Source organism: Micromonospora sp. NPDC023966 (genome assembly GCF_040639095.1).
Lineage (GTDB): Bacteria > Actinomycetota > Actinomycetes > Mycobacteriales > Micromonosporaceae > Micromonospora.
Window position 1 is genome coordinate 116,664 of the sequence record NZ_JBEZZJ010000011.1, and the last position, 21,142, is coordinate 137,805.

Annotated in this window: 27 protein-coding genes and 1 riboswitch; of the genes, 25 read left to right on the top strand and 2 right to left on the bottom strand. The window is 73.0% G+C overall.

All coding sequences use genetic code 11. From position 1 onward, the window contains the following. The first annotated feature begins 26 nt into the window (after window positions 1-26). The 15 genes from rpsE (at window position 27) to truA (ending at window position 10,086) form a co-directional block, all read left to right on the top strand. Window positions 27-641, top strand: coding sequence for a 30S ribosomal protein S5 (gene rpsE, locus AB0F68_RS17055; protein WP_091262790.1), 615 nt, complete (start codon window positions 27-29; stop codon window positions 639-641). After that, on the top strand, window positions 641-823 hold the full coding sequence (rpmD, locus tag AB0F68_RS17060; RefSeq protein ID WP_007073018.1) for a 50S ribosomal protein L30: 183 nt from the start codon (window positions 641-643) through the stop codon (window positions 821-823). The genes rpsE and rpmD overlap by 1 nt, the downstream gene beginning before the upstream one ends. Then, window positions 823-1,266, top strand: a complete 444-nt coding sequence (rplO, locus tag AB0F68_RS17065; RefSeq protein WP_091262788.1) for a 50S ribosomal protein L15 — start codon at window positions 823-825, stop codon at window positions 1,264-1,266. The genes rpmD and rplO overlap by 1 nt, the downstream gene beginning before the upstream one ends. A gap of 235 nt (window positions 1,267-1,501) precedes the next feature. Further along, a complete protein-coding gene (gene secY, locus AB0F68_RS17070) occupies window positions 1,502-2,827 on the top strand; it encodes a preprotein translocase subunit SecY (protein ID WP_357338713.1) in 1,326 nt (441 codons plus the stop codon). Next, window positions 2,828-3,481: an adenylate kinase gene (locus tag AB0F68_RS17075; protein WP_109946694.1), complete on the top strand. Its 654-nt coding sequence runs from the start codon at window positions 2,828-2,830 to the stop codon at window positions 3,479-3,481. It begins immediately after the preceding gene. 90 nt (window positions 3,482-3,571) lie between these two features. Continuing rightward, window positions 3,572-4,423, top strand: coding sequence for a type I methionyl aminopeptidase (gene map / locus AB0F68_RS17080; protein WP_357338716.1), 852 nt, complete (start codon window positions 3,572-3,574; stop codon window positions 4,421-4,423). Between the two features lie 139 nt (window positions 4,424-4,562). Further along, window positions 4,563-4,982: a DUF1707 domain-containing protein gene (locus AB0F68_RS17085; RefSeq protein WP_357338718.1), complete on the top strand. Its 420-nt coding sequence runs from the start codon at window positions 4,563-4,565 to the stop codon at window positions 4,980-4,982. 340 nt (window positions 4,983-5,322) lie between these two features. Further along, a complete protein-coding gene (gene infA, locus AB0F68_RS17090) occupies window positions 5,323-5,544 on the top strand; it encodes a translation initiation factor IF-1 (RefSeq protein ID WP_007073013.1) in 222 nt (73 codons plus the stop codon). Window positions 5,545-5,637: 93 nt separating this feature from the next. Beyond that, window positions 5,638-5,751, top strand: a complete 114-nt coding sequence (gene rpmJ / locus AB0F68_RS17095; protein WP_088982067.1) for a 50S ribosomal protein L36 — start codon at window positions 5,638-5,640, stop codon at window positions 5,749-5,751. A gap of 264 nt (window positions 5,752-6,015) precedes the next feature. Next, the gene (gene rpsM / locus AB0F68_RS17100) at window positions 6,016-6,396 is read left to right on the top strand and encodes a 30S ribosomal protein S13 (RefSeq protein ID WP_154228713.1); all 381 of its coding nucleotides are present in this window, start codon (window positions 6,016-6,018) and stop codon (window positions 6,394-6,396) included. Between the two features lie 18 nt (window positions 6,397-6,414). Beyond that, on the top strand, window positions 6,415-6,822 hold the full coding sequence (rpsK, locus tag AB0F68_RS17105; RefSeq protein WP_148430066.1) for a 30S ribosomal protein S11: 408 nt from the start codon (window positions 6,415-6,417) through the stop codon (window positions 6,820-6,822). A gap of 13 nt (window positions 6,823-6,835) precedes the next feature. Continuing rightward, a complete protein-coding gene (rpsD, locus tag AB0F68_RS17110; protein WP_151463663.1) occupies window positions 6,836-7,462 on the top strand; it encodes a 30S ribosomal protein S4 in 627 nt (208 codons plus the stop codon). A gap of 96 nt (window positions 7,463-7,558) precedes the next feature. Next, a complete protein-coding gene (locus tag AB0F68_RS17115) occupies window positions 7,559-8,581 on the top strand; it encodes a DNA-directed RNA polymerase subunit alpha (RefSeq protein WP_007073009.1) in 1,023 nt (340 codons plus the stop codon). Window positions 8,582-8,615: 34 nt separating this feature from the next. After that, entirely contained in the window at window positions 8,616-9,179 is a 564-nt protein-coding gene (gene rplQ, locus AB0F68_RS17120) for a 50S ribosomal protein L17 (protein ID WP_357338736.1), read from the top strand. A gap of 73 nt (window positions 9,180-9,252) precedes the next feature. Beyond that, window positions 9,253-10,086, top strand: coding sequence for a tRNA pseudouridine(38-40) synthase TruA (gene truA / locus AB0F68_RS17125; protein WP_357338741.1), 834 nt, complete (start codon window positions 9,253-9,255; stop codon window positions 10,084-10,086). A 58-nt stretch (window positions 10,087-10,144) separates the two neighbouring features. Here the strand turns inward: truA and AB0F68_RS17130 are convergent, their stop codons facing one another. Next, the gene (locus AB0F68_RS17130) at window positions 10,145-11,326 is read right to left on the bottom strand and encodes a hypothetical protein (protein WP_357338743.1); all 1,182 of its coding nucleotides are present in this window, start codon (window positions 11,324-11,326) and stop codon (window positions 10,145-10,147) included. A gap of 126 nt (window positions 11,327-11,452) precedes the next feature. On the opposite strand from AB0F68_RS17130, the gene AB0F68_RS17135 reads away from it, so the two are divergent. From AB0F68_RS17135 to AB0F68_RS17150, 4 genes are read left to right on the top strand one after another with little or no spacing between them, the layout of a single operon-like run. After that, on the top strand, window positions 11,453-12,058 hold the full coding sequence (locus AB0F68_RS17135) for a methyltransferase (protein ID WP_357338981.1): 606 nt from the start codon (window positions 11,453-11,455) through the stop codon (window positions 12,056-12,058). A gap of 41 nt (window positions 12,059-12,099) precedes the next feature. After that, entirely contained in the window at window positions 12,100-13,779 is a 1,680-nt protein-coding gene (locus AB0F68_RS17140; protein ID WP_357338745.1) for an ATP-binding cassette domain-containing protein, read from the top strand. After that, on the top strand, window positions 13,776-14,573 hold the full coding sequence (locus AB0F68_RS17145; protein ID WP_357338747.1) for a nucleotidyltransferase domain-containing protein: 798 nt from the start codon (window positions 13,776-13,778) through the stop codon (window positions 14,571-14,573). The genes AB0F68_RS17140 and AB0F68_RS17145 overlap by 4 nt, the downstream gene beginning before the upstream one ends. Window positions 14,574-14,598: 25 nt before the next feature. After that, a complete protein-coding gene (locus AB0F68_RS17150; RefSeq protein ID WP_357338749.1) occupies window positions 14,599-15,561 on the top strand; it encodes an aldo/keto reductase in 963 nt (320 codons plus the stop codon). Window positions 15,562-15,818: 257 nt separating this feature from the next. On the opposite strand, the gene AB0F68_RS17155 is transcribed toward AB0F68_RS17150, so the two are convergent. Then, complete coding sequence (locus AB0F68_RS17155) at window positions 15,819-16,733, bottom strand: DUF559 domain-containing protein (RefSeq protein WP_357338751.1); 915 nt, start codon at window positions 16,731-16,733, stop codon at window positions 15,819-15,821. 121 nt (window positions 16,734-16,854) lie between these two features. Next, window positions 16,855-16,964, top strand: a riboswitch (TPP riboswitch). Here AB0F68_RS17155 and AB0F68_RS17160 point away from each other — a divergent pair. The 6 genes from AB0F68_RS17160 to thiD all read left to right on the top strand — a co-directional run bounded on the left by AB0F68_RS17160 (window position 16,959) and on the right by thiD (window position 21,135). Further along, window positions 16,959-17,585, top strand: a complete 627-nt coding sequence (locus tag AB0F68_RS17160) for a thiamine phosphate synthase (protein WP_357338774.1) — start codon at window positions 16,959-16,961, stop codon at window positions 17,583-17,585. Its footprint overlaps the riboswitch before it by 6 nt. Then, complete coding sequence (gene thiO, locus AB0F68_RS17165; protein ID WP_357338776.1) at window positions 17,579-18,667, top strand: glycine oxidase ThiO; 1,089 nt, start codon at window positions 17,579-17,581, stop codon at window positions 18,665-18,667. Before AB0F68_RS17160 ends, thiO begins: the two co-directional genes overlap by 7 nt. After that, on the top strand, window positions 18,658-18,858 hold the full coding sequence (gene thiS, locus AB0F68_RS17170; protein WP_357338778.1) for a sulfur carrier protein ThiS: 201 nt from the start codon (window positions 18,658-18,660) through the stop codon (window positions 18,856-18,858). The genes thiO and thiS overlap by 10 nt, the downstream gene beginning before the upstream one ends. After that, complete coding sequence (locus AB0F68_RS17175; RefSeq protein ID WP_357338783.1) at window positions 18,855-19,634, top strand: thiazole synthase; 780 nt, start codon at window positions 18,855-18,857, stop codon at window positions 19,632-19,634. Before thiS ends, AB0F68_RS17175 begins: the two co-directional genes overlap by 4 nt. A 74-nt stretch (window positions 19,635-19,708) precedes the next feature. Next, window positions 19,709-20,350 (top strand): thiamine phosphate synthase, encoded by a 642-nt coding sequence (locus AB0F68_RS17180; protein WP_357338786.1) that lies wholly within the window; start codon window positions 19,709-19,711, stop codon window positions 20,348-20,350. Beyond that, window positions 20,347-21,135, top strand: coding sequence for a bifunctional hydroxymethylpyrimidine kinase/phosphomethylpyrimidine kinase (thiD, locus tag AB0F68_RS17185; RefSeq protein WP_357338794.1), 789 nt, complete (start codon window positions 20,347-20,349; stop codon window positions 21,133-21,135). Before AB0F68_RS17180 ends, thiD begins: the two co-directional genes overlap by 4 nt. Window positions 21,136-21,142 lie beyond the last annotated feature (7 nt).

Genomic DNA, 21,142 nt, shown 5'->3' on the forward strand with positions numbered 1-21,142 from the left:
GTCACGAGAGAGAAGGAAGGCTGCTGATGCCAGGTCAACAGCGCCGTGGCGGCGGGTCCGGTGGCAACGAGGGTGGTCGCCGCGACAACCGCCGTGAGGGCGGCCGCGGAAACGCGCCCGTCGAGAAGACCCCGCACCTCGAGCGGGTCGTCGCGATCAACCGCGTCGCCAAGGTCGTGAAGGGTGGTCGTCGCTTCAGCTTCACCGCCCTCGTGATCGTGGGCGACGGCGACGGCACCGTCGGTGTGGGCTACGGAAAGGCCAAGGAGGTGCCCGCGGCGATCGCCAAGGGTGTCGAGGAGGCCAAGAAGCACTTCTTCAAGGTGCCGCGGATCGGCCAGTCGATTCCGCACCCGGTGCAGGGCGAGGACGCGGCCGGTGTGGTGCTGCTCAAGCCGGCCTCGGCCGGTACGGGTGTCATCGCCGGCGGTCCGGTGCGTGCCGTGCTGGAGTGCGCGGGCATCCACGACGTGCTCTCCAAGAGCCTCGGCTCGTCGAACCCGATCAACATCGTGCACGCCACGGTGGCGGCCCTGAAGGCGCTCGAGTCGCCGGAGCAGGTCGCGGCCCGTCGTGGTCTGCCGGTCGAGGACGTCGCGCCGGCCGCCATGCTGGCGTCGCGGGCGGGGGTGGCGTCCTGATGGCACGCCTGAAGGTCACCCAGGTCCGGTCCGAGATCGGGACCAAGCAGAACCAGCGTGACTCGCTGCGTTCGCTCGGTCTCAAGCGGATCAACGACGTGGTGGTCAAGGAGGATCGGCCGGAGATCCGGGGCATGATCTTCGCGGTCAACCACCTCGTGAAGGTCGAGGAGGTCGAGTAATGACGATCAAGGTGCACCACCTCCGTCCGGCGCCCGGAGCCAAGACCGACAAGACCCGCGTGGGTCGCGGTGAGGGCTCCAAGGGCAAGACCGCCGGTCGCGGTACCAAGGGTTCCAAGGCCCGGAAGAACATCTCGGCGGCGTTCGAGGGTGGGCAGATGCCCATCCACATGCGCCTGCCGAAGCTGAAGGGCTTCAAGAACAAGTTCAAGGTGGTCTTCCAGGTGGTCAACCTGGACCGGCTCGCCGAGCTCTTCCCGAACGGCGGCCAGGTCGGCCCCGTCGAGCTGGCCGAGGCCGGCGCGGTCCGCAAGGGCCAGCCGGTCAAGGTGCTCGGCACCGGCGACCTCGGCGGTGTGGCTCTCCAGGTGTCGGCGCACGCGTTCAGCGCGTCGGCCAAGGAGAAGATCACCGCGGCCGGCGGCTCGGTCACCGAGCTGTAAGGCACGTTCGTGGCGCCCGCTCAGTTGTCCGCAACTGGGCGGGCGCCATGGTCTAACCGGCGAATGTGCGCCGGGTAACATCGTATTCGGTTTATGTAGCCGGGCACATCTGCCCGGACCGGGATCGGGCTGTTAGAGTCCCTTCCCAGCTATGGATATCGGGCGCTCCGCCCGGCACCCACCCCGCCCCGCCAGGGATCACCACCGGCGGCCCGCGTCGCGCAGGAGGAAGAAGTTGCTGTCCGCCTTTCTCAGTGCGTTCCGTACGCCTGACCTGCGCAAGAAGCTGCTGTTCACAGTAGGCATCATCGCGGTCTACCGGTTGGGCGCCACGCTGCCCAGCCCGGGTGTGTCGTACGGCAACGTGCAGAAGTGCCTCGACACCATTCAGGGCAGCACCGGCGTGCTGAACCTGCTGGATCTCTTCTCCGGTGGCGCGCTGCTGCAGCTGTCGGTCTTCGCGCTGGGCATCATGCCCTACATCACCGCGTCGATCATCCTGCAGCTGCTGACGGTGGTCATTCCGCGCCTGGAGCAGCTCCGCAAGGAGGGCCAGGCCGGCCAGGCGAAGATCACCCAGTACACCCGCTACCTGACGCTGGGCCTGGGCATCCTCCAGTCCTCGGCGTTCGTGGCGCTGGCGCGCTCGGGTCAGCTCTTCAACAACCAGTGCGACCAGTTCCCGATCGTCCCGCGGGGCACCGGCATCCCGGACTGGCTGACGCTGACCATCCTGGTCATGACGATGACCGCCGGCACCGGCATGGTGATGTGGCTCGGTGAGCTGATCACCGACCGGGGCGTCGGCAACGGCATGTCCGTGCTGATCTTCACGTCGATCGCGGCCCGGCTGCCCAGCGAGGGCTGGAAGATCAAGACCACCAAGGGCTGGGGGATGTTCTTCCTCGTCATCGCCCTGGTCCTGCTGGTCATCACCGCGGTCACCTTCATCGAGCAGGCCCAGCGCCGGATCCCGGTGCAGTACGCCAAGCGCATGATCGGCCGGCGGATGTACGGCGGCACCTCCACCTACATCCCGCTCAAGGTGAACCAGGCCGGCGTCATCCCGGTCATCTTCGGCTCGTCGCTGCTCTACCTGCCGCAGCTCGCGCTCCAGTTCTTCGACCAGAACAACCCGGGGAAGACCCAGGCCTGGATCCAGAACCACATCGTGAAGGCGAGCGCGCCGGAGCACATCGCGATCTACTTCCTGCTGATCATCTTCTTCACCTACTTCTACGTGTCGATCACGTTCAACCCGACCGAGGTCGCGGACAACATGAAGAAGTACGGCGGCTTCGTGCCGGGCATCCGCCCCGGCAAGCCGACCGCCGAGTACCTCGACTTCATCCTCAGCCGGATCACCCTGCCGGGCGCGCTCTACCTGGGCATCGTCGCGATCCTGCCGAACTTCTTCTTCATCTGGCTGGACAACCAGCAGTTCCAGAACTTCCCGTTCGGCGGCACCGCTGTGCTCATCATGGTCGGCGTCGGTCTGGAGACCGTAAAGCAGATCGAGAGCCAACTCATGCAGCGGAACTACGAAGGGTTCCTGCGGTAGATGCGACTCGTTCTGGTTGGCCCGCCGGGCGCGGGCAAGGGCACGCAGGCGGAGTTCATCGCCGCGCACCTCTCGGTGCCCAAGATCTCGACCGGTGACATCTTCCGGGCCAACGTCTCCCAGGGCACGCCCCTGGGAGTCGAGGCGAAGCGCTACATGGACGCCGGCAAGCTGGTCCCGGACGAGGTCACCATCAACATGGTGCGGGACCGGCTCGCCGAGCCGGACGCCAGCGAGGGCTTCCTCCTCGACGGCTTCCCGCGTACGACGCCGCAGGCCGCCGCGCTGGACAAGCTCCTCGCCGACCTCGGCACCGCGCTGGACCTGGTGCTGGAGCTGGTCGTCGACGACGACGAGGTGATCCGGCGGCTCTCCGGCCGGCGTACCTGCCGGGGCTGCGGCAAGATCTGGCACGTCGAGTTCGACGCCACCACCCGCGAGGGCGTCTGCGACCGTTGCGGCGCCGAGCTGTTTCAGCGCGACGACGACAAGCCGGAGACCATCGCGGCGCGGCTTCGGGAGTACGCCGAGAAGACCGCGCCGCTGGTCGACTACTACGGCGCCCAGGGCAAGCTCGTCGGCATCGACGCGACCGGGCCGGTGGAGGACGTCACCGTCCGCGCCATCGACGCCCTCCGCTCGTACGGCGGCTGACGTCCCGCCGGAGCCCCGGCGGATAGAGTGCGACCAGCGGGGTACGTGCGACGTGCCCCGCTGTTCCGCGCAACGAAAGGTATCGCCCCCATGCGTCGTCCCCAGCTGGACATCCAGCTGAAGACCCCCGAGCAGATCGAGCTGATGCGGGCTGCCGGTCTGGTGGTCGCCCGCGCGCTGCGCCGGATGCGGGAGGCGGTGGCCCCCGGCGTGACCACCGCCGATCTCGACGCGATCGCCGAGGCGACCATCCGGGAGGCCGGCGCGGTCCCGTCGTTCAAGGGCTACCACGGCTTCCCGGCGTCGATCTGCTCGTCGGTCAACGAGCAGGTGGTGCACGCCATCCCGTCGTCGTCGCAGGTGCTCCGCGAGGGCGACCTGATCTCGATCGACTGCGGCGCGGTGCTCAACGGCTGGCACGGCGACGCGGCCGTCACGGTCGGCGTCGGCGAGGTCGACCCGGCCCTGCTGAAGATGGCCGCGGTCGCCGAGGACGCCATGTGGGCCGGCATCGCCGCCGCGGCGCGGGGCGCGGCCAGCGGCAAGGGCCGGCTCACCGACATCTCCCACGCGGTGGAGACCGCGGTCCGTCAGGGCGGCCGGTACGGCATCGTCGACGGCTACGGCGGGCACGGCATCGGCACCGAGATGCACCAGGACCCGCACGTGCTCAACCACGGGCGCCCGGGCAAGGGCCCGCGCCTCGTGCCCGGCCTGGCGCTGGCCATCGAGCCGATGATCACCATGGGCTCGCCGCGCACCGTCGAACTGTCCGACGGCTGGACCGTGGTGACCCGCGACCGGTCGATGGCGGTGCACGTCGAGCACTCGATGGCGCTGCTGGACGACGGCGTCTGGGTGCTGACCGCCGAGGACGGCGGCCGCGCCCGGCTCGGCGAGCTGGTCACCGCCCGCCAGTCGGCGGACTCTCCGGCCGTCTGACGCCGAAGCGCCCGCCCGCGAGGTTCCGGCCCGATCGTCCGGATCGTTCCTGCCCGCTGGCACACGGACGCCGGAAGGCGGAGAGCGGCGGAGATCGCCGGTACCCCGCGGCTGGCGGGGTGGTGTCATGCTTGCCGTCATGGACGGGCGGAGCGGGATGCGGGCGGCCGACGCCGACCGGGAGGCCACGGCGGAGCGGCTCCGGGTGGCCCTGGAGGAGGGCCGGCTCGACCTGCACGAGTACGACGCGCGGCTGGTCCGCGCGTACGGTGCGAAGACGTACGCCGACCTGGACGAGGTGGTCGCCGACCTGCCCGGCCCGGCGCCGGCGCAGCGCGCCGCGGTGGCGCCCGCTCCGCCGGCCCCGCCCCCGGTGGCCGAGGGCGGGCCGGTGGTCGAGACCGGCGGAGCGGGCGCTGGCTGCTCGGCCTCTGGACCCCGTGGCTCCGGGTCGCCGGGATCCTGGTCCCGATCTGGCTGCTCGTCTCGATCGGCTCCCGGGACGTGGCCCATTTCTGGCCGGCCTGGGTGCTCGGTCCGTGGGGCGCGCTGCTACTGATGCAGTCGGTGGGGCTGGCCGGTGGCGGCCACCCCTGGCACCCGGGTCCCCGGCGTCGCCGGGACCGGCGTCGGGGGTGCTGACCGGCCGTCTGGTGGCGGCGGTCACAGCGGGAGCCGGATTTCGCCCGCCCGGGCGACCGGCCGGGTGGTCGGTTTGGCGACGGCGCGCAGGCGGGCGTACACTTTCAGATCGGCGCACAGCGTCCACTCCGGCATGCCCACCCTGCGCTTCGGTGGGAGTCGGAGCCGCGGCTGGCTCGGGCTCGGCGATTTCCGCCGGAGCCCGTGTAAGACGTTGTGGGCCGTCCGGAGTAACCGACGTCAGGACAGCGGAGGACATGCCGAAAAAAGACGGAGCCATTGAGATCGAGGGTCGGGTCATCGAGCCCCTGCCGAACGCCATGTTCCGGGTGGAGCTCGCGAACGGCCACAAGGTGCTGGCTCACATCAGCGGCAAGATGCGGCAGCACTACATCCGCATCCTGCCGGAGGACCGGGTCGTCGTCGAACTCTCGCCGTACGACCTGACCCGCGGGCGCATCGTCTACCGCTACAAGTAATCCTGACGACGGCCGGGAACGTCCCCGTGTCCGTCTTCGACGTCCGGGTCGCGCCTCGTCGCGTCTCCGGGCCAGATGGGAAGTAAGGCAACCGTGAAGGTCAAGCCGAGCGTCAAGAGGATCTGCAACAAGTGCCGGGTGATCCGCCGGCACGGCCGGGTCATGATCATTTGTTCTGACCCGCGCCACAAGCAGCGCCAGGGCTGAGCCTGTCCCGCCGACCGTGACGAGCGGCGGCGGAACCGGCCCGGGTGGCAGATCGCGACACACACATCACAGCTCGTCCCAGCCGCGAGCGGTACGCAGCGCGTACCCCCTCGTGGTTGACCCCCGGTCGGAGGCCGGGGCCCGCTTGGGCAGCGACCGATCCCGGTCGCCGGCGCTGAACGCGCCGGAAGGACAGGGGCGGTCGGTAGCGGGGTGGGACGGGTCCACACCTCCGCCACAACATCACGAGGAGTACGCCCGCACATGGCACGTCTAGTCGGCGTGGACCTCCCCCGCGACAAGCGGATGGAGATCGCGCTCACCTACATTTTCGGGGTCGGTCGCACCCGTGCCCTGGAGACGCTCGCCGCCACCGGCATCTCGCCGGAGAAGCGCGCTCGGGACCTCACGGACGAGGAGCTCGTGCAGCTCCGCGACCACATCGAGGCCAACTACCAGGTTGAAGGTGACCTTCGCCGCGAGGTCGCCGCAGACATCCGCCGCAAGGTCGAGATCGGCTGCTACGCGGGTATCCGGCACCGCCGGGGCCTGCCCGTCCGTGGCCAGCGGACCAAGACCAACGCGCGGACCCGGAAGGGCCCGAAGCGGACCGTCGCCGGCAAGAAGAAGCCCGGCAAGAAGTAACTAGGAGCGCACAGACTTATGCCACCGAAGGCTCGTGCCGGAGCCGCCGTCAAGAAGGTCCGGCGCAAGGAACGCAAGAACGTCGCCCACGGGCAGGCGCACATCAAGAGCACCTTCAACAACACCATCGTGTCCATCACGGACCCGACCGGTGCGGTCATCTCCTGGGCCTCCTCGGGCCAGGTGGGCTTCAAGGGCTCGCGCAAGTCGACCCCGTTCGCCGCGCAGCTGGCCGCCGAGGCCGCCGCGCGCCGGGCCATGGATCACGGCATGCGCAAGGTCGACGTGTTCGTCAAGGGCCCCGGCTCCGGCCGGGAGACCGCCATCCGTTCGCTGCAGGCCGCCGGGCTGGAGGTCGGGCAGATCTCCGACGTCACCCCGCAGCCGCACAACGGGTGCCGTCCGCCGAAGCGTCGTCGGGTCTGAGAGGTAGAGAGAGATGGCTCGTTACACCGGTGCTGACTGCCGCCGTTGCCGGCGGGAGAAGATGAAGCTGTTCCTCAAGGGCAGCAAGTGCGATGGTCCGAAGTGCCCGTTCGAGTCCCGGCCGTTCCCGCCCGGGCAGCACGGCCGCGGCCGCACCAAGGAGACGGAGTACCTGCTCCAGCTCCGTGAGAAGCAGAAGGCTCGCCGGGTCTACGGCGTGCTGGAGAAGCAGTTCCGCGGTTACTACGAGGAGGCCGTGGGCAAGCAGGCCAAGACCGGTGAGGTCCTCCTGCAGATCCTCGAGTCGCGGCTGGACAACGTGGTCTACCGGGCCGGCTACGCCGGTTCCCGGGACATGGCCCGCCAGCTGGTCAAGCACGGTCACTTCACGGTGAACGGCAAGAAGGTCGACATCCCGTCGTACCGGGTCAAGGAGCACGACATCATCGAGGTCCGGGAGAAGAGCAAGCAGCTCACCCCGTTCCTGGTGGCGCAGGCTCAGGCCGGTTCGCGGTCGGTTCCGGCCTGGCTCGAGGCGATCCCCAGCCAGATGAAGATCCTCGTGCACTCGCTCCCGGCCCGCCAGGTGATCGACACCCAGGTCCAGGAGCAGCTGATCGTCGAGCTCTACTCCAAGTAAGGGCTCGTTGCGGTGGCCCGCCCTCCGGGGCGGGCCACCGGAACAGTTTGTGTCGTGGGCGTCATATAGCGGGCGCCCCGGAAGAGAAGAGAAAAGATGCTCATCAGCCAGCGACCGTCTCTCTCCGAAGAGTCGATCAACGAGACCCGCTCCCGGTTCACCATCGAGCCGCTGGAGCCGGGCTTCGGCTACACCCTGGGCAACTCGCTGCGGCGCACGCTGCTGTCGTCCATCCCGGGTGCGGCGGTCACCTCGATCAAGATCGACGGTGTCCTGCACGAGTTCACCACGATCCCCGGCGTCAAGGAGGACGTGGTCGAGCTCGTCATGAACATCAAGGAGCTCTGCGTCAGCTCCGAGCACGACGAGCCGGTCAGCATGTACCTGCGCAAGCAGGGCCCCGGCGACGTGACCGCCGGTGACATCCAGCCCCCGGCCGGTGTCTCGGTGCACAACCCGGACCTGAAGCTCGCCACCCTGAACGGCAAGGGCCGGCTCGACATGGAGCTGACCGTCGAGCGGGGTCGTGGCTACGTCACGGCGGCGCAGAACAAGCAGGCGGGCGCCGAGATCGGCCGGATCCCGGTCGACTCGATCTACTCGCCGGTGCTCAAGGTGACCTACCGCGTCGAGGCGACCCGCGTCGAGCAGCGGACCGACTTCGACCGGCTGATCATCGACGTCGAGACCAAGCCGTCGATGGGCCCGCGTACCGCGCTGGCCTCGGCCGGCTCGACGCTGGTGGAGCTGTTCGGGCTGGCCCGGGAGCTGGACGAGACCGCCGAGGGCATCGACATCGGGCCGTCCCCGCAGGACGCCCAGCTCGCGGCCGACCTGGCTCTGCCGATCGAGGAGCTGGACCTGACCGTCCGCTCCTACAACTGCCTCAAGCGCGAGGGCATCAACTCCGTTGGTGAGCTGATCGGGCGTACCGAGGCCGACCTCCTCGACATCCGCAACTTCGGGCAGAAGTCGATCGACGAGGTCAAGATGAAGCTCGCCGGGATGGGCCTGGGGCTGAAGGACTCGGCTCCGAACTTCGACCCGGCGCACGTCGTGGACGCCTTCGGCGAGGCCGACTACGACACCGACGACTACCGCGAGACCGAGCAGCTCTAGTCCGCGCTGCCGCCATACCTGAGGAGCACCAAGCATGCCCACGCCCACCAAGGGCCCCCGCCTCGGCGGCAGCCCCGCGCACGAGCGGCTGATGCTGGCCAACCTGGCCACCGCGCTGTTCCAGCACGGCAAGATCCAGACCACCGAGACGAAGGCCCGGCGGCTGCGTCCGCTGGCCGAGCAGCTCATCACCAAGGCCAAGCGCGGCGACCTCGCCGCGCGGCGTCGGGTGCTGGGCGTCGTCAAGGACAAGGACGTGGTCTACGCGCTGTTCGACCAGATCGCGCCCCGGTACGCCAACCGCAACGGTGGCTACACCCGGATCGTGAAGACCGGCCCGCGCAAGGGTGACGCCGCTCCGATGGCGATCATCGAGCTGGTGGAGGAGCTTCAGGTCGCCGAGCCGAAGGCGAACAAGAAGACCGCCGCCCGCAAGGCCGCCCAGCAGGACAAGGTCGAGGCTCTGGCTCCGGAGGAGGAGACCCCGCGCTCCAGCGAGGCCGCCGACCAGGACGCCGACGCTCCGGTCTCGGCCTCCGGTGACACCGCCGCCGCCCGCGAGGACAGCGACGAGGCCGCCGAGAACGACAAGGCCTGAGCACACAGGCTGCATCGTCGGGCCCGGTACCCCCGCGCGGGGTGCCGGGCCCGACGGCATGAGGAGGTACGAGGTGGACGAGCGGACCCGGCTGCGGCTGGACGTCTCGTACGACGGCACCGATTTCTCCGGCTGGGCCGCCCAGCCCACCCGGCGCACGGTGGCCGGGGTGCTCATGCAGACGCTGGACCTGGTCCTCGGCGCGGGCACCGCGACCGGGCTGACCGTGGCCGGCCGCACCGACGCCGGCGTGCACGCCACCGGGCAGGTCTGCCACCTCGACCTGCCGACCGAGGTGTGGCGGCAGCACGACGGGAAGCTGCTGCGCCGGCTCGCCCGGCTGCTCCCGCCCGACGTGCGGGTCCGTGCCATGACCGAGGTGCCGGCCGACTTCGACGCCCGCTTCTCGGCGACCTTCCGCCGCTACGAGTACCGGGTGACCGACGCGCCGTGGGGCGCCGAGCCGCTGCGCCGCACCGACACCCTGGCCTGGCCGAAGCCGCTGGACCTGGCGGCGCTGAACGCCGCCGCGGCCGGGCTGGTGGGGGAGCACGACTTCGCCGCGTACTGCCGGCGCAAGGAGAACGCCACCACGCTGCGCGAGGTGACCCGGCTGGACTGGCGGCGCGACCCGGACGGGATCCTGGTCGCCACGGTGCAGGCCGACGCGTTCTGCCAGAACATGGTGCGCAGCCTGGTCGGCGCCATGCTGGTCGCCGGGGACGGCCGCCGGCCCGTCGAGTGGCCGGCCGGCCTGCTGAGCCGCCGGGAACGCTCCAGCGAGGTGACCGTGGCGCCCGCGCACGGGCTGACCCTGGTCGAGGTGGGCTACCCGGCCGACCCCGCCGAATACTCCCGTCGCGCCGACCTCACCCGCCGCCTCCGGGTGCCGGTCGCCGAGGGCTGAGCACAGTGGAACGGCCCGCCGCCCCCGGACGGGGGACGACGGGCCGTGGTGGTCGGGCTCAGTTGGCGGCGCCGTCCTGGCCGGCGGGGCCGTCGGTCGGGCCGTCGGTCGGCTGGCTGGCCACCCCGCCGTCGGCCCGGCGCTCCAGCACGTTCCGGTTCAGGTAGACCTCGATCATGTCGTACATGATCTCGCGTGCCTTGGCGTCGTCGGAGCCGATCCGTTCCCCGTCGGCCCGGGTGACCACGCAGTAGGCGAGGTAGTGGCCGCGGACCTGCCAGCCGACCCGGGCGGCGGCCTTCGCCACCACCTCGGTGTCCTCGCCCGCCGCCATGCCCTGGAACCGGCCCTGCCGTTCGTCCAGCATCGGCCGGATCCGGTCGCGCGCCCGCTGGGCGCTCGCCACGTCGGTCAGGTTGAACAGGCCGGCGGTGAGCAGGTGGTCGCCGTCGGGGGAGCGGAGGGTGGCCCGGACCACCTGGTTGCAGCCGAGGCGGACCAGCAGGTCGGCGATCTCGCCGGTGGCCGCGACCGCACAGCTGCCGCTGGAGTGCGTCTTGAGCACCCGGTAGGCCGGCTGCCCGTCGGTCACCACCAGTTGCTGGCCGGGGAAGACCTCCTTGGCGGTGAGCGCCGCCTGGTCGGTGTCCCGGGAGTCCAGGTCGGTCCCGTCGGCAGCGGCGGACTGCTCCACCACCGGCTGGCTGCTCTGCTGGCCGGCCTGCGGTGTGGCGGTCCGGTCCTCCAGCAGGGCGGCGACGGCGAGCCCGGTGAGGGCGAGCAGCATCAGCACGGCGGCGCCGCCGATCAGCACCTGCCAGGCCCGGCCGCCGCGCCGGCGTTCGGCCCGGCGGGGCCGGGACAGATCCAGCGGATCGGTGGTCCGGACGATGGGGTCGGGCGGGGGCGACGTCGCCGGCCGGGGCGCGGCGGCCGGGGTCGGCTGCGGCGCCGGTGGCGCGGGCGGCGGCACGGCCGGCGTGGGCTGCGGCACGGGAGCGGGCTCCCGGGGCGGGGCCGGCCGGCTGGGTGCCGGTGCCGGGGGCGCCGGGGCCGGCGCCCGGGCGGCGTCGTGGACCGGTCGGGTGGGCCGGACCGGCGGAGGCAGCGACGGGGTGGGGAAGCGGGACGGCGAGGGACCCGCCGGCGGGGCCGCCGCAGCGCCGGGCACGGACGGGTCCGACCCGGGCCTCGGGTACTCCAGGAAGGCGTCCTCATCGGACTCGTACCGATACACCATGTTGGCTAGAGTAGGGGCTATTGTCCCTTTCGGGGGTAATATCGGGAAAATCTGGCGGAGTGGCGTCGCGTCCTGCGCGCCGCACCGTCGCGGGCGCCGTTCCCGGACGGTGCGACAATGCCCGTCGTGACCGGCGACCACTACTTCACCCCTGAGCCCACGACGGCCGCGCGGCCGCGCGAGGTCGAGTTCTCCGTCGCCGGGCGCGACTACACCCTCACCTCGGCCACCGGGGTCTTCTCCGCCGACCGGCTCGACCCCGGCACGGCGGTGCTGCTGCGCAAGGCCGAGCTGCCGGCCGGCGATGTCACCGGTGCGCTGCTCGACATCGGCTGCGGCTTCGGCCCGATCACCTGCGTACTGGCCACCACCGCGCCGGCCGCCACCGTCTGGGCGGTCGACGTCAACCAGCGCGCCCGCGAACTCACCGCCGCCAACGCCGCCCGGGTCGGGGCCGCCGAGCGGGTCCGGGTCGTCGCGCCGGACGGCGTACCGGCCGACGTCTCCTTCGCCCAGATCTGGTCCAACCCGCCGATCCACATCGGCAAGGGGGAACTGCACGACCTGCTGCTGCGCTGGCTGCCCCGGCTCACCCCGGACGGGGTGGCCTGGCTGGTCGTCGCGCGGCACCTCGGCGGCGACTCGCTGCACCGCTGGCTGGTCGAGCAGGGCTGGCAGGTCGAGCGGCACGCCAGCCAGAAGGGCTACCGGGTGCTCCGGGTCACCCGGTAATCGGGTGTCGCCCGTGCCCGCCCCTCGGGCAGGATGCCCGCGTGGGATACGTGGACGTGGCAGGGGTCGGGCACATCCTCCCGGACGGCCGGGAGCTCTTCGCCGAGGTGTCGTTCCGGGTCGGTGAGGGCGCCAAGGTGGCGCTCGTCGGCCCCAACGGCGCCGGCAAGACCACGCTGCTGCGCATGGTCGCCGGCGACCTGCCGGTGAAGACCGGCGCCGTCGCCCGCGCCGGTGGGCTCGGCGTGATGCGCCAGTTCATCGGCATGATCGGGGACGAGTCGACCCTCGCCGACATGGCGCTGTCGCTCGCCCCGCCAGCGCTGCGTGACGCCGGCCACCGTCTCGCCGAGACCGAGGCGGCCATGCGGGCGGCCGAGGTCCGCGGCAAGTACAGCAGCGCCGCCGGCAAGGCCCAGCTCGCGTACGCCGACGCGCTGGCCGCCTGGGGCGAGGTCGGCGGGTACGACGCCGAGGTGCTCTTCGACACCGTCGCCACCATCGTCCTCGACCTGCCCTGGGACGCCGCCCGGGACCGCCCGGTGCGGACCCTCTCCGGCGGCCAGCAGAAGCGGTTCGCGCTGGAAATGCTGCTCCGCGGCCCGGACGAGGTGCTCCTCCTCGACGAGCCGGACAACTTCCTCGACGTGCCCGGCAAGCGCTGGCTGGAGGCCCGGCTGCGGGAGTCCGGCAAATCGGTGCTCTACGTCTCGCACGACCGGGAGCTGCTGGCCCAGACCGCCGACCGGGTGGTCGCCGTGGAGGGCGGCAGCGCCTGGGTGCACCCGGGCGGCTTCGCCAGCTGGCACGAGGCCCGGGTGGCCCGGCACGCCCGCCTCGACGAGCTCCGCCGCCGCTGGGACGAGGAGCACCAGAAGCTGCGCGAGCTGATGCTCATGTACAAGCAGAAGGCCGCGTACAACGACGGGCTGGCCTCCCGCTACCAGGCCGCGCAGACCCGGTTGCGCAAGTTCGAGGAGGCCGGGCCGCCGCCCGTACCCCCGAAGGACCAGGACATCCGGATGCGCCTGACCGGCGGGCGGACCGGCAAGCGCGCGGTGATCGCCGAGCAGCTCGAACTCGACGGCCTGACCTATCCCTTCGACCTGGAACTCTGGTACGGCGACCGGGTCGCGGTGCTCGGCGCGAACGGCACCGGGAAGTCGCATTTCCTGCGCCTGCTCGCCTGCGGCGGCACCGACCCGGACCCGGCCAACACCCCGGTCGACGGCGCCGCCGCGCTCGCCCCCGTCGCGCACGACGGCCAGGTACGCCTCGGCGCCCGGGTCCGCCCCGGTCACTTCTCGCAGACCCACGACCGGCCGGAGCTGATGGCGAAGACGCTGGTCGACATCCTGTGGCGGGGCGACGACCACCGGGCCGGCATGGACCGGCACGCGGCCATGGCGGCGCTGTCCCGGTACGAGCTGGCCGCGCAGGGCGACCAGCGCTTCGGCACCCTCTCCGGCGGCCAGCAGGCGCGGTTTCTGGTGCTGCTGCTGGAGCTGTCCGGGGCGACCCTGCTGCTGCTCGACGAGCCCACCGACAACCTCGACCTGGCCTCCGCCGAGGCCCTCGAAGCGGGGCTGGCCGCGTTCGCCGGGACGGTGGTGGCGGTCACCCACGACCGGTGGTTCACCCGATCCTTCGACCGGTTCGTGCTGTTCCGCGGTGACGGCGAGGTGGTGGAGACCCCGGAGCCGGTCTGGGACGTGCGGTGATCGACGCCGGGCTGGTCGACCGGCTCTGCGCGGTCGAGGGCGTGGTCGCGGTGGCGCTCGGCGGTAGCCGGGCCCGGGGCGAGCACCGGCCGGACTCCGACTGGGACCTGGGCCTCTACTACCGGGGTGCGCTGGACGTGGCCGCCCTGCGGGCGCTGGCCGGCTCGGTCGCCGACGGGGAGGTGACGCTCACCGCACCGGGCGGCTGGGGACCCTGGGTGGACGGCGGCGGCTGGCTGCGCGTCGGCGGGGTGCCGGTGGACTGGATCTACCGCGACCTGGACCGGGTGCACGCGGTCTGGGCGGAGTGCCGGGCCGGCCGCTACACCGTCGGGACGCAGGCCGGGCACCCGCTCGGCTTCTACTCCCACGCGTACGCCGGTGAGGTGGCGCTGGGCCGGGTGCTCGGCGACCCGACCGGGGAGCTGACCGCGCTGCGGGCGCGGGCACAGGCGTACCCGCCGGCGCTGGGGGAGGCCCTGGTGGCCGGCGGCTGGGAGGCGGGCTTCCTGCTCGACGGGGCGGCCAAGGGAGCGGCGGCCGGCGACGCCGGGTACGTGGCCGGCTGCCTGTTCCGCGTGGTCGGGGTGCTGGTCCAGGCACTGCACGGCCGGGCCGGGCGCTGGCTGGTCAACGAGAAGGGCATGATCGCCTCGGCCGGGCGGCTGCCGGGCACGCCACCCGACTTCGCGCGGCGGGCGCAGGCGCTGCTCGGCGCGGTGGGGCGTACCCCGGAGGAGCTGGCGCGGACCCTGGCCGACGCCCGGCGGCTGGTGGCCGAGGCGCTCGGCTGAGTGGGCCGGTGGCGGGCGGCATAGGGTGGATCTCGTGACTGAGATGACCTACCGCCGGTTGGGCGACTCCGGGCTCGTGGTGTCCGTCGTCGGCATCGGCTGCAACAACTTCGGCCGCAAGCTCGACCTCGACGGCACCCGCGCGGTGGTGGACGCCGCGCTCGACGCCGGGATCAACTTCTTCGACACCGCCGACATCTACGGTGAGCCGCAGGGCGGCTCCGAGGAACTGCTCGGGCAGGCGCTCAAGGGCCACCGGGACGACGTGGTGGTCGCCACCAAGTTCGGCATGGACATGCACGGGTTGAACGGGCCGGACCACGGCGCCCGGGGTGCCCGCCGCTACATCGCCCGGGCGGTCGAGGCGTCGCTGCGCCGCCTCGGCACCGACCACATCGACCTGTACCAGATGCACGAGCCCGACCCGGGCACCCCGATCGACGAGACCCTCGCCGCGCTGGACGACCTGGTGACCGCCGGCAAGGTGCGCTACCTCGGCAACTCGAACTTCGCCGGCTGGCAGATCGCCGACGCCGACTGGACCGCCTCCTCGCAGGGCCGCACCCGCTTCATCTCCGCGCAGAACCACTACTCGCTGCTCCAGCGGAGCGTGGAGGCCGAGGTGATTCCCGCGTGCGAGCGGTTCGGCCTGGGCATGCTGCCGTTCTTCCCCCTGGCGAACGGCCTGCTCACCGGCAAGTACAAGCGCAACGAGGCCCCGCCCGCCGGCAGTCGGCTCTCCGGCGGCGGCCGGTACGCCGAGCGCCTGGCCGCCGCCGACTGGGACACCATCGAGGCCATCGAGGCGTACGCGGCCGAGCGCGGAATCAGCATGCTCCAGGTGGCCATCGGCGGGCTCGCCGCCCGGCCGGCGGTGAGCTCGGTGATCGCCGGCGCCACCACCCCCGAGCAGGTACGCGCCAACGCCGAGGCGGGCACCTGGCAGCCCACCGACGAGGACCTGGACGCCCTCGACGCCCTCCTCTGACCCACCCGCGCCTCCGCTGCCCCGGCACCCTTCTCGGCTGCCGGGGCAGCCTGCTGTCCAGCCTTCAGTCTCGCCCCACTCGGTGGAACGCCATGTAGGTATCCGGCGTGGTTTGACCTCCATGGCGTTCCACCGACGAGTTGGCGGCGGTTGCCCGGTGTGCGGCGCCCGGAGTGCGGGTGCGGCGTGGTGGGTGGAACGTCATGTAGGTCTCCGGGGCAGTTTGACCTACATGGTGTTCCACCGACGGGCTGCGGTCAGCGTGCCACGGGGGTGGTGGCGCGTTCGGTGAGGGCCTGGCGGACCAGGGCGACGGTGGCGCGGGGGTGGCGGAGCACGTCATCGGCGGTGAAGCGGAGGACCAGCCAGCCGGCCGCGCGGAGGGCGTTGAGGCGGGCCACGTCCTGGCGGAAGTGGGCCCGCTCCCGGTGATGGTCGCCGTCGTACTCGACGGCGACGCGGAGCGCCGGCCAGGCCAGGTCGACCCGCGCGACGAAGCGACCCCGGGCGTCGCGCACGTCGTGCTGGGCGGTGAGCGGTCCCAGGCCGGCGTCGAGGAGGAGCAGGCGGAGGCGGGTCTCCATCGGCGACTCGCTCAGCGGCTCCGCCAGCGCCAGCACCTCCCGCAGCAGCGCCCCGCCGGGCCAACCGGGGTGCGCCGCCGCGTAAGCCCGGAGGGCGGGCAGCTTGACGACGCGGCGGTGCAGCAGCGCCTCGACGGCGACGAGCGCGTCCACGCGTGGACCCTGCCGGCCGAGGTCGAAGGCGGTGCGCAGGGCCGTGGTGACCGGCAGCCCGGCGAAGCGGGTGCGGTCGACGTCCGGCAGCACCGAGCGGACGAGGTGCACGCGGGGATGCGGCCGCATCCGGGCGGCCCGCGGCAGCAGCACGGTGACCGGCGCGTCCCGGGGGAGCAGGTCGGCACCCCACAGGTACGCGGCGCTGCGCCCGGCGACGGCGGCGCCCGCCGGCAGACGCAGTGCCACCGCCTCGCACCACATGCGATGGTCGTCCGGGCGGTGGCCGTCGCGGTGCACGTAGACGTCGGGCAGGAGTCGCCGCCAGGCCGGACCGTGGAGCATCGCCCAGGTGAGGAGGCCTTCGGCGACGGCGACGCTGCCCCGAAAGGGAAGGAAGGACAGCCGGCGGGGGACGCGGGCGGGCGAGGGCATCCGGACAGCATGACGTGACCGGGAGATCACCGGCTGTCCCGTCCTCCACCCCGGACGGTCCGTGGGAAATTCCCCACCCGCCCCTTGGCGGATCCGGACGCACGTCGTACGGTAGGCCCGCAAGTGACCCACGGGAGCCCGGTGCCACCGGGCTGAGAGGGGGGCTGGAAGCCCCCGACCGTCGAACCTGATCCGGGTAATGCCGGCGCAGGGAGGAGAGTTGCCGTGCCGTCCCTGGGACGACTGCATCTGATCACCGACACCCGGCCGGGGCGCGACCCGCTGGCCGTGCTGCGTGCCGCCCTGCCGGTGGCCCGCGCCGAGCTGGTCGTCCAGGTCCGGGTGGAGGACGACGCCACCGACCGGGAGGCGTACGAGCTGGCCCGCCTGGTGGTCGGGCTGTGCCGGCCGTACGGGGCGACCTGCCTGGTCAACGACCGGCTGCACGTGGCGCTGGCGGTGGACGCCGCGGGCGGCCACGTCGGCGCGGAGGACCTGCCGGTGGCGGCCGCCCGCCGGGTGCTCGGCGCCGACGCCGTGCTCGGCGCGACCGCGCGGGAGCCGGGCGGTGCCGCCGCCGCGGTCGCCGCCGGGGCCAGCTACCTGGGCGTGGGCCCCTGCCACGCCACCACCACCAAGGCCGGCCTGCCCGACCCGATCGGCCCCGCCGGGGTACGCGCGGTCGTCGGCGCGGTGGACGTGCCGGTGATCGCCATCGGCGGGGTGACCGCCGCGTCGGTGCCGGCGCTGCGGGCCGCCGGGGCGTACGGGGTGGCGGTGGTGGGGGCGATCTCGGCCAGTCCCGTTCCGGCACGCACGACCGCCGCGCTGATCGAGGCCCTGACGTGCTGACCCGACCGGACGTCGCCATCGTGGGGGCGGGACCGGTCGGGCTGGCGATCGCGTGGCGGTGCGCGTCGCGTGGGCTGCGCGTGGTGGTGCACGACCCCGCCCCGGGGACCGGGGCCTCGCACGTCGCCGCCGGGATGCTCTCTCCGGTCGCCGAGGCGTACTTCGGCGAGCAGGAGCTGACCGGGCTGCTCGCCGACTCCGCCGCCCGCTGGCCTCGCTTCGCCGTCGACCTGGCCGAGGCGGCCGGAGCGGAGGTCGGGTATCGCGCCGACGGGACCCTGGTGGTCGGGCTCACCGCCGACGACCTGGCCGAGGCGCGGCGGCTCTGGTCGTACCAGCAGGGGTTGGGGCTGCCGATCACGCCGCTGCGCCCCTCCGAGCTGCGCGACCGCGAGCCGGCGCTGGCCCCGCGGGTGCGCGGCGGCGCGGTCGCCCCCGGCGACCACCAGGTCGACCCGCGCCGGCTGGTCGTCGCGCTGCGGGCGGCGGCCGAGCGGGCCGGCGCGGTGCTGCGCCCGGCCCGGGTCGGCGCGCTGTCCGAGGTGGACGCCGGGGTCACCGTGGTCGCGGTCGGCTGCGGCGCCGCCGCGCTGACCGGGCTGCCGGTCCGGCCGGTCAAGGGCCAGGTGCTCCGGCTCCGCGCGCCCGGTCGCGGCGCGCCGGACTTCCGGCACGTGATCCGGGGGTACGCCGACGGCGAGTCGATCTATCTGGTGCCCCGGGACAGCGGGGAGGTGGTGGTCGGGGCGACCGTCGAGGAGCGCGCCGACACCGAGGTCACCGCCGGCGGGGTGCTCCGGCTGCTCCGCGCCGCCGTCGACCTGGTCCCGGAGCTGGCCGAGTACGACCTGGTCGAGGCGACCGCCGGACTGCGCCCCGGCACGCCGGACAACGCGCCGATCATCGGGCCGCTGCCCGGCCGGCCCGGCGTGCTCGTGGCCACCGGACACCACCGGCACGGCATCGTGCTCACCCCGGTCACCGCCGACCTGGTCACCGAGCTGATCGTCACCGGCGAGCCGGACCCGCTGCTCGCCCCCTTCACCCCGGACCGGTTCGGGAAGGAGCCCAGGTGGAACTGATCGTCAACGGAGCGGGCCGGGACCTGCCCGGCGGTGCGACCGTCGCCGACGTGGTCCGCGCCGTCACCGCCCAGGAGCGCGGCCTGGCGGTCGCGGTGAACGGCGAGGTGGTGCCGCGCGGCGGCTGGTCGTCGACCGTGCTGCGCGACGGCGACCGGGTCGAGGTGCTCAGCGCCGCCCAGGGCGGGTGAGCCGGATGCCCTTCGAGGTCGGTGGGGTCGGCTTCGGCTCCCGGCTCATCCTCGGCACCGGTGGCGCGGCCAACCTGCACGTGCTGGAGCAGGCGATCCGCGCCTCCGGCACCGAGCTGGTCACCCTGGCGCTGCGCCGGGTGGACACCGCCCCGGGCGCCGCCGGCGGCCTGCTCGACCTGCTGGACCGGTGCGGCGTACGGCTGCTGCCGAACACGGCCGGCTGCTACACCGCGTCCGAGGCCGTGAAGGTGGCGCAGCTGGCCCGGGAGGCGTTCGACACCGACTGGGTGAAGCTGGAGGTGATCGGCGACGAGCGCACGCTGCTGCCCGACGGGGTGGAGCTGCTGCGCGCCGCCGAGGAGCTGGTGGCCGACGGGTTCACCGTGCTGCCGTACACCTCGGACGATCCGATCCTGGCCCGGCGGCTGGCCGACGTCGGCTGCGCGGCGGTGATGCCGGCCGGCGCGCCGATCGGCTCGGGGCTGGGCGTGAGCAACCCGCACCACATCCGGTTGATCCGGCAGAGCGTGGACGTGCCGGTGATCCTCGACGCCGGGATCGGCACCGCCTCCGACGCCGCGCTCGCCATGGAGCTGGGCTGCGACGCCGTGCTGCTGGCCAGCGCCGTCACCCGGGCCGCCGATCCGGTGGCGATGGCCACCGCCATGCGGCACGCCGTCGAGGCGGGCCGGCTGGCCCACGGGGCGGGCCGGATCGCCCGCCGCTTCCACGCCCTCGCCTCCACCCCCGACGAGGGAAGGCCGGACCTGTGACACCGCCGCTCGGCAGCGGGAGCGCGGTCCGCTCCGCGGATCCTGGCGAGAGAGGACCCCTCGCGGGCGATGGCGTGCCGTCGGGCGTGGTGCTGGTCACCGACCGGTGGCAGGCACGGCGCCCCCTCACCGAGGTCGTCGAGGCGGCCGTGGTCGGGGGAGTGCGCTGGGTGGTGCTGCGGGAGAAGGACCTGTCCCGGGCCGAGCGGGCCGCCCTGGCCGCCGAGCTGCGCGCGATCCTCGCCGACGCCGGCGGCAGGCTGATCGTCGCCGGGCCCGACCCGCTCGACGGCGACGCCGTCCACCTGCCGGCCGCCGGCCCGTACCCGCCGCCGGTTGTCGGGCTGGTCGGCCGCTCCTGCCACGACGCCACGGAGCTGGCCCGACTCACCACCGAGGACTACGTGACGCTCTCGCCGGTCTTCCCGACGAGGAGCAAGCCCGGCTACGGGCCACCCCTGCACCCCGACGGGCTGCGCGAGCTGGTCGCGGCCAGCCCGGTGCCGGTGCTCGCACTCGGCGGCATCGAGACCCCGGAACAGATCCGGGAGTGCGTCGCGGCAGGAGCGGCGGGCGTGGCGGTGCTCGGCGCGATCATGCGCGCCGACGACCCCACCGAGCTCGCCGCCACGCTCACAGCGGCCCACGAAGCGGCTGGTCGGGCCGGGCACGGTCGGCCGCAGCCCCCAACCGCAATCACCGAGGAAAACCAGTGACGCCGAAGACCATCCTCACCATCGCCGGATCCGACTCCGGCGGCGGCGCCGGCATCCAGGCCGACCTCAAGGTCTTCGCCGCCCTCGGCGCGTACGGGACCAGCGTGATCACCGCGGTCACCGCGCAGAACACCCGCGGCGTGGACGCCGTCCTGCCACTGCCCCCGCAGACCGTGCGCGACCAGCTCGACAGCGTGCTCGGCGACTTCGACGTGCGCGCCGTGAAGACCGGCATGCTCGGCACCCCGGCGGCCGCCGACGCGGTGGCCGAGGCGGCGGAGGCGGGCCGGCTGCCCCGCCTGGTCGTCGACCCGGTGCTGGTCGCCACCAGCGGGCACCGGCTCGGCGTGGTGACGGCGGTCGAGCGGCTGCTCCCGTACGCCGAGGTGGCGACGCCGAACTGCGCGGAGGCCGCGGCCCTCACCGGACGCCCGGTGACCACGGTCGAGGAGATGGTCGCGGCGGCCGAGGTGCTGGCCGCCGGCGGCCCGGCGCACGTGGTGGTGACCGGCGGCGACGTGGACGCGGCCGGCGAGTCGGTGGACGTGCTGGCCGGTGGCGGGTCGACCACGCTGCTGCGCGCGCCCCGCGTGCCGACCCGGCACAACCACGGCACCGGCTGCTCGTTCTCGGCGGCGATCGCCGTCCGGCTGGCGGCGGGCGACCCGGTGCCGGTCGCGGTGGCCGCCGCCAAGGAGTACGTGACCCGCGCGCTGACCGGCGCGCGGGACTGGGAGCTGGGCGCGGGACGCGGCCCGCTGGACCACTTCGGCTGGTCCGCTTGAGCGACAG

Coding starts and splice junctions, on each gene's coding strand:
- rpsD (WP_151463663.1), top strand. CDS start 6,836: ATGGCTCGTTACACCGGTGCTGACTGCCGCCGTTGCCGGCGGGAGAAG.
- rpsK (WP_148430066.1), top strand. CDS start 6,415: ATGCCACCGAAGGCTCGTGCCGGAGCCGCCGTCAAGAAGGTCCGGCGC.
- infA (WP_007073013.1), top strand. CDS start 5,323: ATGCCGAAAAAAGACGGAGCCATTGAGATCGAGGGTCGGGTCATCGAG.
- map (WP_357338716.1), top strand. CDS start 3,572: ATGCGTCGTCCCCAGCTGGACATCCAGCTGAAGACCCCCGAGCAGATC.
- rpsE (WP_091262790.1), top strand. CDS start 27: ATGCCAGGTCAACAGCGCCGTGGCGGCGGGTCCGGTGGCAACGAGGGT.
- AB0F68_RS17155 (WP_357338751.1), bottom strand. CDS start 16,733: ATGCCCTCGCCCGCCCGCGTCCCCCGCCGGCTGTCCTTCCTTCCCTTT.
- AB0F68_RS17130 (WP_357338743.1), bottom strand. CDS start 11,326: ATGGTGTATCGGTACGAGTCCGATGAGGACGCCTTCCTGGAGTACCCG.
- AB0F68_RS17085 (WP_357338718.1), top strand. CDS start 4,563: ATGGACGGGCGGAGCGGGATGCGGGCGGCCGACGCCGACCGGGAGGCC.
- AB0F68_RS17075 (WP_109946694.1), top strand. CDS start 2,828: ATGCGACTCGTTCTGGTTGGCCCGCCGGGCGCGGGCAAGGGCACGCAG.
- rpmD (WP_007073018.1), top strand. CDS start 641: ATGGCACGCCTGAAGGTCACCCAGGTCCGGTCCGAGATCGGGACCAAG.
- rpsM (WP_154228713.1), top strand. CDS start 6,016: ATGGCACGTCTAGTCGGCGTGGACCTCCCCCGCGACAAGCGGATGGAG.
- AB0F68_RS17115 (WP_007073009.1), top strand. CDS start 7,559: ATGCTCATCAGCCAGCGACCGTCTCTCTCCGAAGAGTCGATCAACGAG.
- rplO (WP_091262788.1), top strand. CDS start 823: ATGACGATCAAGGTGCACCACCTCCGTCCGGCGCCCGGAGCCAAGACC.
- rplQ (WP_357338736.1), top strand. CDS start 8,616: ATGCCCACGCCCACCAAGGGCCCCCGCCTCGGCGGCAGCCCCGCGCAC.